The organism is Streptomyces sp. (assembly GCF_035563135.1).
Taxonomy (GTDB): Bacteria; Actinomycetota; Actinomycetes; order Streptomycetales; family Streptomycetaceae; genus Streptomyces.
Map to the genome: position 1 here is coordinate 1 of NZ_DATMVN010000034.1, position 8,020 is coordinate 8,020.

Below are 8,020 nucleotides of genomic sequence, written 5' to 3' on the forward strand. Positions count from 1 at the left end.
CAGCTATAGGGGCCTGGTCGCGATCCTGCAGGGCCTGCGCGCACACGACGACCGGGTCATCGAGCGCATGGCCCTGCCCACCACCACCGCACGCGGGCAGATCACCTCCGTGCTCGCCCTCGACCCGCAGCAGGCCCCGGCCGACGACACCGACGACCAGGGCGGGCGGGCGGGCGCCGCCGACGAGGAGACCGCAACCCCCGACGACCACCCGGACGACGACCACGACCAGGAGGACCAGGACGAGGACCGGGGCCAGGGCGACGAGGAGACCGACGCGGCCCCGGGCACCGCGAGCAGCAGCACGACACCGCTGCTGCGGTTCTCCCTCCCCCGCGACCCCGGCTCCGTCGCCCTCTTCCTGCGGACCCACGTCCTGCGCCCCGACTCCGAGGTCTGGCTCACCGGATACAACGTCCTGCGCGGATGGGTCCGCGAGCACGGCCACGCGCAGGTCCCCAGCGGCGCCACCGTCGAGCTGGGCGATGACGACACCTTCGGGCTGGGCTCCTGGGTCGCCCGGCAGCGTCAGCTCTTCAAGAGCGGGGCTCTGCGGCCGTGGCGGGCTGACCTGCTGACCGAGATCGGCATGGTCTGGTCCGTCACGGACGCGGCTTTCTGGCGGGCCGTCAGCGTCGCCCGGCGGGCCTTCGAGGCGTACGGGACGCTCGCCCTCCCCCGCTCCCTCGTCATCGACGGCGTGAACATCGGCCAGACCCTCACCAACTACCGCCGCCCCGGCGGCCTCGGCACCGACCCCGTACGAGCCGACGAACGGCGCCGGGCACTGGAGGCGATCGACCCGGAGTGGAACCCGGCGTGGCCGGCCGACTGGCAGCGCCACTACGCCGCCGCCCGCGACCTCCTGAGCGAGGAGCAGGGCGCGACCAGCGCGGCCGACATCCTGCCCGGCATCACCGTCCACGGGTCCGACGTCGGCGCCTGGCTCACCCGGCAGACCGACCCGGCCGTATGGGCGGGCCTGCTCCCCGAGCAGCGAAAGCGCCTGGAGGCACTGGGGCTGACTCCTCTGCCCGCAGCCCCCGCCAAGAAGACGGCGACGGCCGGGGCGTTCGAGCGAGGCGTGCGCGCACTGGAGCAGTACAAGGCACGTACCGGGACGCTGACCGTGCCGCGATCCCACATCGAAACCGTGGTGATCGACGGCGAGGAACATTTCGTCAAACTGGGGGTATTCCTCGCGAATTCCAAGACCCGCAGGGCCAAGCTCACCGCCGACAAACTCACCCAGCTCGCCGCCCTGGGGCTTGAGTGGGCGGCCTGACACCCACAAGCCCCGGCGCCCGCCCCGGAGGATCCGAGGCGGGCGCCGCCGTATGCCAGGTATTCAGCGCTTGATGGTGACGCACGGCATCCGGTCGTGGTTCTTGAGCTCGACACACAACCGGCTGCGGTGCGGGAAGGTCTGGTTGATCTTCCACGCCGCGTACTCGTGCCGGTAGCCGCGCGCCTCCTTGGAGGAGGTGTACTTCCACCCCCGCACCATCCGGACGTAGCTACCGCCCTTCCAGAGACTGACCCGCGCCTGCGCGCCGGCCTCCCACCCATCCAAGGTCGCCCGGACCTCCCGCACCTTCAATCCTTCACCGATGACCCCGATCCCGACCGGCCCGTCAGCAGCGGTCCCACTGGCGTGGGCGGGCGCCTGCCCCAGACATCCCAGAGCCATCACGGAGACCGCAGCACACATGATCTTTCGCATGACGTGCCCAACGGCCCCCGCCCCCGCAGGGCACCGGTGCAGTCTGCTTCTCACCCGTGAGAGCGACCAGCCCGGCCACACCCGCAGAGACAGCGGCGAGGCATGATGTGCGGTGCCGGTCCGGCCTGGTCCCCCACCACCCGAAGCAGGCTCCCTGACCCTCAGTCGAGGTCGGCGGAGGCGAGGGCGACCGCGAGGGCCAGGTGGGACACAGCAGTCAGGCACAGCTCGGCCGCCGTGCTCGGATCGGACGTGGCGGTCGTACGGGCCTCGGCCAGCACCAGCAGCCCGCACACCGCGGCGGCGTCCACCGCCGCGTCCAGGACCTCATCCACGCTCAGCTCACCGCCGGCCGTGAGCTCCAGCACCAGGGCGGCGGCCTCCGCCGGATCGCCCCGCCACCGCGCAGCGACCTCGCCCCCGGCGCTCACCAGCTCCATCGCAGCTCCCTGCCCGGCGGTCGGCAACGGCACCGGGCCCCGGTCCGGGCCCCTGCCGTGGACCGCGTCCTGGGCCTCGGCCAGCGCGCACCGGGCAGCGTACGTACGCCGGGCCGCCGCGTCCTCCCGTGCCACCTCGCCCGGCCACCGGGCCGCGTCCTCGCTCCGGGCGATGTCCAGCAGCAACGGCCCCGACAGCGCGACCCTCATGCACGACAGCGTCTGCACCTCCACCCCCTCCTGGTCCGGCGGGGCAATGGCGATCGGCCCGTACACTTCCCCCGCCGCCTCCGCGCACGCCCCGATCAGCGACGCCAGAGCGGCGATCAGACGGGCGTGACGACGGCGACGAGCAGGCCGTACGGAGGCCGGAGCATCAGGTGTTGTGGTCATCCCCGTACTATCCCCCGGCGTCACCGCACTGCGGGCGATATCGACCCATCGGGGAAACTTCGACTCCACACCCGGGCAGACTCCCTGACCCGGGTGCGGCACCCCCAGGGCGGCTGGCAGCCTGGGCGGATGACCGAGCACACACACCCACGGATCTACGGGACCGACCGAGACGGCCCCGACGCTTACACCACCCGCCCCGGCCACCAGTACGTCGAGCTGGCCGGCGGACCGCTCGACGGGCAGCTCCTGGACGTCACCGGCCTCACAGCCGACCAACGCACAACCGGCGCGTACCTGATCACCGAGCACAGCGCGTACGGGCCGGGCGGACGGGCTTCGTACGCACCCACGTTCAACCGCCCTGACGGTCCCTGGGTCTGGGAGGGTGACGTGCCCTGACCGCCCAACGGCTCCCGCCCCCGCAGGGCACCGACGGCGAGGAGGCCTCACCCGTGAGAGCGAACCGCCCGGCCACACCCGCAGAGACAGCAGCGAGGCATGATGACGGTGCCGGACCGGCGAACACTCCTCGCCGGTCCGGTCCGGTTCTTTCCGACTCGGCTCACTTACGTGTGCGGGCAGTCCCTGCGCGCTGCGGTGCTGGGTGCCATGAGGCGGTGCGGATACGGTTTGGCCGAGCGCGGGACACGATCCGATCGTGTTGCGCCCCCGACCGGCGGTCTCCGGTGCGGGGGCGTCCGGTCCGGCCGCGTCGATCTGGGAGATGAACGTGGCAGAACCTTCCGCCGACACTACCCCCGCTCGCCTGACGATTCCCCGTCAGTCGCCTGAGCGTCTCTACTTGCCGATCGTCGCGGAGTACGACGCTGAACAGCCCTATAAGGACTGGGTACCCTCCCTGCGCGTGCCGGCTACGTTCCGACCGGCCCAGGTGCCGCGTATCTTCGTCGTTGCCAACCAGAAGGGTGGCGCGGGCAAGACGACCACCGCCCTGGAGCTGGCGGCCGCGTGGGTGGCCATGGGCTACCGGGTGCGCGTGTGGGATGCCGACCCGCAGAAGGCCGCGCTCACAGCCGTGACGGAGCCGCTGTGGCCTCAGGGCGTAGAGGAGAGGGACCGCAAGACGCTGACACAGCTGTTCCTTGACCGGGGAACGACGTTGGTCGAGGTCACCTACGAGACCCGGTTCGAGGGGCTGACGATCGTGCCCTCCGTTGGCGACCTGGGCACGGTTGAGAAGCACGAGATCATGGGCGGTCAGACGCTCATCAAGCGCGCCATCGAAGCCGACCGCAGGGAGCGTCCCAGCGAGGTCCCCGACATCGAGCTGATCGACTCCGGGCCGACGCTGGGCTTGCTGACCATGGCAGCCCTCGGGGCGGCGGATGACGTCATCGTGCCTGCCGTGGCCGGCGGCCTGGACTGGATCGGCATGCAGGATCTGGACGAGACCCTGACGACCGCCCGTGAGGCGCTGAACCCCAACTTCCGGGTGGCGGCGGTGGTGCTTACCGAGTGGCACCGCTCCGGTGTGCAACGGGCAGTGGCTGAGGGATTGGCAGCGGACTACCCCGACGCTCTCGTCGCCCCGGTGCGCCGCTCACCCAAGATCAAGGAATCGCCGTTCGAGCTCGTACCGACGCGGCTGTACGCGCCCAAGGACAAGGCCGTGGCTGACTTCGCGCAGCTCGCCTCCATGCTCATCACCCGGGAGGCATGAGGATGGCGTTCGACATCAAGAACCGCACGACCCGCAGTTCCAAGAAGGCTCCGGACAAGCCGACCAAGGACGATACGACACCTGCCGCGCCCGACGAGAAAGCAGCCGAGGTACCCGCCCAGACCACAGCCACCTATGCCGAGGAGCTGGCCCGCGGCGGTGGCGTCGTCTCACCGTTCGCCCCGACCGTGCTCCGCGCGGAGGATTTCGAGGGCGTCAGCGACGAGGAGAAGCTTGCCCGGCTACGCACCGCGCTGGAGAAGTCCCGGACTACGGCCGAGGCCCTTAATGCCCGGGTGAAGATGCGCGCCGTCATAGAGGCCGGGACGATCCTCCGCCTGATGCGCGAATTCCAAGTGCATCTGCTCGCCGGGTACGAGACATTCGAATCGTTCGTCGTGGACGACCTCGGGTTCAAGAACAGACGCCGGGTGTACGACCTGATCGAGGATGCAGGCAACTTGATCGCGGTGCTCCCGCTCACGACGGCGACCCGGCAGGCCATTCCGGCCTCACAGGCCGCGATCCTGGCTCCGATGATGAAGCTGGACGGCGGGGAGAAGCGGGCTCAGGTCGCCCTTGACGCGGCCCGCGCCTCCCACTCGGAGGGCAGGGTGACAGCGGCCAAGCTGCGCCAGGCCGTGACTCGTATCGGCATCGCCGGGCCGACCGGCACGAGCGCAACCGAGCGGCGTCCGCAAGCGGATCCGCAGCGGGCAGCAGTGGACGATGCTTTCGACCGGCTCGTCTGCCAGGCCGAGGACATGCTGACTGCCCTGGATCGTCTCAAGGCTGCTGGAGTCCCTCCGGCTGATCCGGCGCGGGTCGAGGTGGCGGTCAACAAGCTCAGGGCAGCCGGGAAGCGGATCGCGCGAACTGCTGCTGTTCCCGAGGAGATCGTGGACGCTGAGGTCGTCGGCTGACGCGTGCGGAAAGCATGTGCGGAATTCCGCACACCAGACGCCGCAAGGGCTACAGCCCCTTGCCATCGGCTACGAACACAAAAAGCGGCCCTCGCCGCCCGGACTTTCATCCGGGCGGCGAGGGCCGCTTCGCGTGTGCTCAGGTCGGTGTCGGCCGAGAGGTGGTGACGTCGGCGGTGCGGCGGGCGAACTGGCCGAAGACGGTAACGGTGGGCCTCGGCCCTCACATTCGGCGGGAGCCGCCGGGACCGTGGTGGTCCCGGCGGCCGGGCGGGGCGGGTCGGGTCAGGACATGCGGGTGGGGCGGATCACCTGTAGGCGCCGGGTGCGCCCAGGAGATCGGAGATCAGAGGATTCCGCCGGGGAGCGGCCCGCCCCGGCCTCCGTCCAGGTCGACCATGAGCATGTCGGAGTCCTCGATGTCGCGGTGTTCGATTGTGGCACTGATCAGGGCGAGGGCGGCGGCCGCCGTGTCGGGAAGGGTCTCGGAGACGGGCACGCCGTGACGGCGGGCGACGTAGATCAAGTACCTGTTCCGCTCCGGGTTGGGGCAGTTGGGCGGGCAGCCCAGCACAGCCCTGCCGCTACTGACGTCCAGGCCGAATTCCACGTTGGTGGTCATCCCCGGGAGAGCCCGCAGGTCGCGGGGAATCCAGAACAGGATCGCCCAGGCTGCCGCGCGGGCGCCGGTCTCCCAGTCGACCTGGGTCTCGTACCGGTCGGCGCGCTCGCCGTTCCGGGACTCAGGACTCAACACGGTGAGCGGCTGGTCGCCGGTCCACAGCGCGTCCAAGGCTGCCGCCGCGGCGGGCCGCCAGGACGGCACGGGGGTGCTCTTGTCCGGAGTAGGGCCAGCGAGGAACACGGACGGACACGACGCGGTCGGGAGCGGTTCGCGGGCCATGATGAGGTCAACGGTCATGAGCTGGTTCCGTTCTGTGCGGCGCGGGCTGTCTGCTGCGGGGTCCAGGGCAACGGCAGGTCGTCGCCGGTCTCCCTGGGCACCACGTGGACGTGCAGGTGATAGACGCTCTGGGTCGCTGCCTCCCCCTTGGACGTAATCAGGTTCGCGGCGGGGTGTTCGGCCATCAGCTCGGCGGCCCGGCGCATCACCGCGACGGTCACCTCCGGGTCGGTGCCGGCGTCCTCGACATGGACTCGCGGCATGACGAAGACATGGTCTGGGTGGACGCCGCCGCTGCGCGGGCGGACCGCGAGGGCGTCGGGCCATTCGCGCACGATGGCGGCCGGGGCAGTCCCGGCGGCGATGGCACAGAAGGCGCAGGTCTCCACCTCAGGACTCCTTGGTCCGGTCAACAGCGCGGTGGGGGCGGGGCCGTGGCCGTAGCCGAAGGAAACAATGCGGAGGGTTGGCATGGGTCAGCTCTCCTCGAAGTGGTTGTGGATCCAAAGGCTGGGCAGGCGTCGAGCCGGGATCGGGCGGCGGGGGCCGGGCAGGGTCGGGCGGGGCCGGCCAACTCGGCGGCGCGGGCATGACGAGAGCACGTGTGTCCTCCAACAGGGGTGGTGGGGGCAGTGCTGCGCCCCGTCACGGTGTCCGTGACGGGGCGCGGGGTGTGTCAGGTGGCCAGGCAGCCAGGCCGGTCCTCGACAGGGGTGTCAGCTGTCGAGGACCGGGCAGGCCAACAGGTCGTGAGGAATGGACGCCGGATCCCTCGGTCAGTCGCCGTACCCAACTTTCTTGCCGGTCTTGGCGTCGTAAGCGGTGCCCGTGACGGGGGAGAGGCGGATCTCTCGGGACTCAGCCCGGGAGCCTTTCTCCCACGTCGCGCCGCCGATAGACACCCGGACCGTCACGTCGGCCCGAGGGTCATCGACTGGCAGAACCAACTCGGGCGCCTTGACATCCAGCCGACCTTCAACACGCTCACTGAACGCGCTCTTCTGAGCTACGTCGATGCGCAGGTACTGAGCGACCACGTCAGCCGGTGCTTGCAGTCGCACGACGATGCGCTTCTTATCGTCGGTCCAATCTGCGCTCAAGTCGGCAAGAGCGCCATCGATGAGAACTGGTGCGCCCGCTTCACCCTCGTACGGAGGGGCGGCAGCGGCAGCGGCGGCTTTCTCCGCGCGCTGCTCGTTGGCCTGACGCTGTTTCGCCTCGCCGCCAGGGTTGTCCCAGACGAACGCGATGCCGAGGGACAGTGCCACGATGACCGCAGCGGCAGGCCACAGACGCTTCAGCGTGGCCGGAGTCGGGTTGTCGTCGACCATCGGTGCGGGCTGCTGGGGGTCGGGGTGCGGAGTGGGGGTGATGTCGTGGGCTGGCCCTGCCCACATGTCGTCTTTGCCCATGCGGGCGACGGTAGCGCGCAACTGCACCGCACGTTCAGGACTTCCGCACAGATCAGCCACCTGGGCACGCGTGGACAGCCAGGCCACGGCTTGGTCGGAGTTGATGCCGTGAGCGGCAATGTCCTCCCGCTCCCCGAGGGCCGCGAGATCCGCAGCCTCGGCACAGCGTCCCTCCCTTGCGGCCTGCAAGGCCCTGTCGTGCCACCCGTCCACGACATTCGGTGGCATCTCCCAGAACCATCCACCCTCGTCCCCCTCTCCCTCGGGGGCGGGCGTAGCGGACGTCGGTGTGGTGTCGCTCTCCTCCTGGTCCTCGTGGTCCTGGTCCTCGTCCTCGTCCTCGTCGAGGTCGTCGACAAGGAGGGTTTCCTGCTCGACTGCCGCGTTCTCCCGCGCCATGCGGCGGCGTCCGGAGGTGTCCGTCAGTCGCGCTTCCTCCTCGCTGATCACGGTCTCGATGATGTCGACGTAGTCGGGGCCGACCTTCCACACGGCCTGCCCCGGCCCGAGTGTCGGAATGTGGTCGATGGCCCAACGCGGC

At 70.2% G+C, this 8,020-nt stretch carries 8 protein-coding genes and 1 pseudogene; 4 read left to right on the plus strand and 5 right to left on the minus strand.

The window, feature by feature from the left end:
* The first annotated feature begins 67 nt into the window (after nt 1-67).
* The gene (locus VN520_RS01620) at nt 68-1,285 is read left to right on the plus strand and encodes a helicase associated domain-containing protein (protein WP_325745007.1); all 1,218 of its coding nucleotides are present in this window, start codon (nt 68-70) and stop codon (nt 1,283-1,285) included.
* Between the two features lie 63 nt (nt 1,286-1,348).
* Here the strand turns inward: VN520_RS01620 and VN520_RS01625 are convergent, their stop codons facing one another.
* Together VN520_RS01625 and VN520_RS01630 are read right to left on the minus strand one after the other, a co-directional pair.
* Nucleotides 1,349-1,594 (minus strand): hypothetical protein, encoded by a 246-nt coding sequence (locus VN520_RS01625; protein ID WP_325745008.1) that lies wholly within the window; start codon nt 1,592-1,594, stop codon nt 1,349-1,351.
* Nucleotides 1,595-1,884: 290 nt separating this feature from the next.
* Nucleotides 1,885-2,556 (minus strand): hypothetical protein, encoded by a 672-nt coding sequence (locus tag VN520_RS01630; RefSeq protein ID WP_325745009.1) that lies wholly within the window; start codon nt 2,554-2,556, stop codon nt 1,885-1,887.
* Between the two features lie 129 nt (nt 2,557-2,685).
* Between VN520_RS01630 and VN520_RS01635 the strand changes: the two genes are divergently transcribed.
* The 3 genes from VN520_RS01635 (at nt 2,686) to VN520_RS01645 (ending at nt 5,163) form a co-directional block, all read left to right on the plus strand.
* A complete protein-coding gene (locus VN520_RS01635; RefSeq protein ID WP_325745010.1) occupies nt 2,686-2,958 on the plus strand; it encodes a hypothetical protein in 273 nt (90 codons plus the stop codon).
* A 259-nt stretch (nt 2,959-3,217) separates the two neighbouring features.
* A complete protein-coding gene (locus tag VN520_RS01640; RefSeq protein ID WP_325745011.1) occupies nt 3,218-4,240 on the plus strand; it encodes a ParA family protein in 1,023 nt (340 codons plus the stop codon).
* A 2-nt stretch (nt 4,241-4,242) separates the two neighbouring features.
* Entirely contained in the window at nt 4,243-5,163 is a 921-nt protein-coding gene (locus VN520_RS01645; RefSeq protein ID WP_325745012.1) for a hypothetical protein, read from the plus strand.
* Nucleotides 5,164-5,509: 346 nt separating this feature from the next.
* Here the strand turns inward: VN520_RS01645 and VN520_RS01650 are convergent, their stop codons facing one another.
* From VN520_RS01650 to VN520_RS01660, 3 genes and pseudogenes are all read right to left on the minus strand, one after another.
* Nucleotides 5,510-6,085: a nucleoside 2-deoxyribosyltransferase domain-containing protein gene (locus VN520_RS01650; protein ID WP_325745013.1), complete on the minus strand. Its 576-nt coding sequence runs from the start codon at nt 6,083-6,085 to the stop codon at nt 5,510-5,512.
* On the minus strand, nt 6,082-6,540 hold the full coding sequence (locus VN520_RS01655) for an HIT family protein (protein WP_325745014.1): 459 nt from the start codon (nt 6,538-6,540) through the stop codon (nt 6,082-6,084). Before VN520_RS01655 ends, VN520_RS01650 begins: the two co-directional genes overlap by 4 nt.
* A 303-nt stretch (nt 6,541-6,843) precedes the next feature.
* Nucleotides 6,844-8,020: pseudogene (locus VN520_RS01660) on the minus strand (hypothetical protein); the annotation flags it as partial.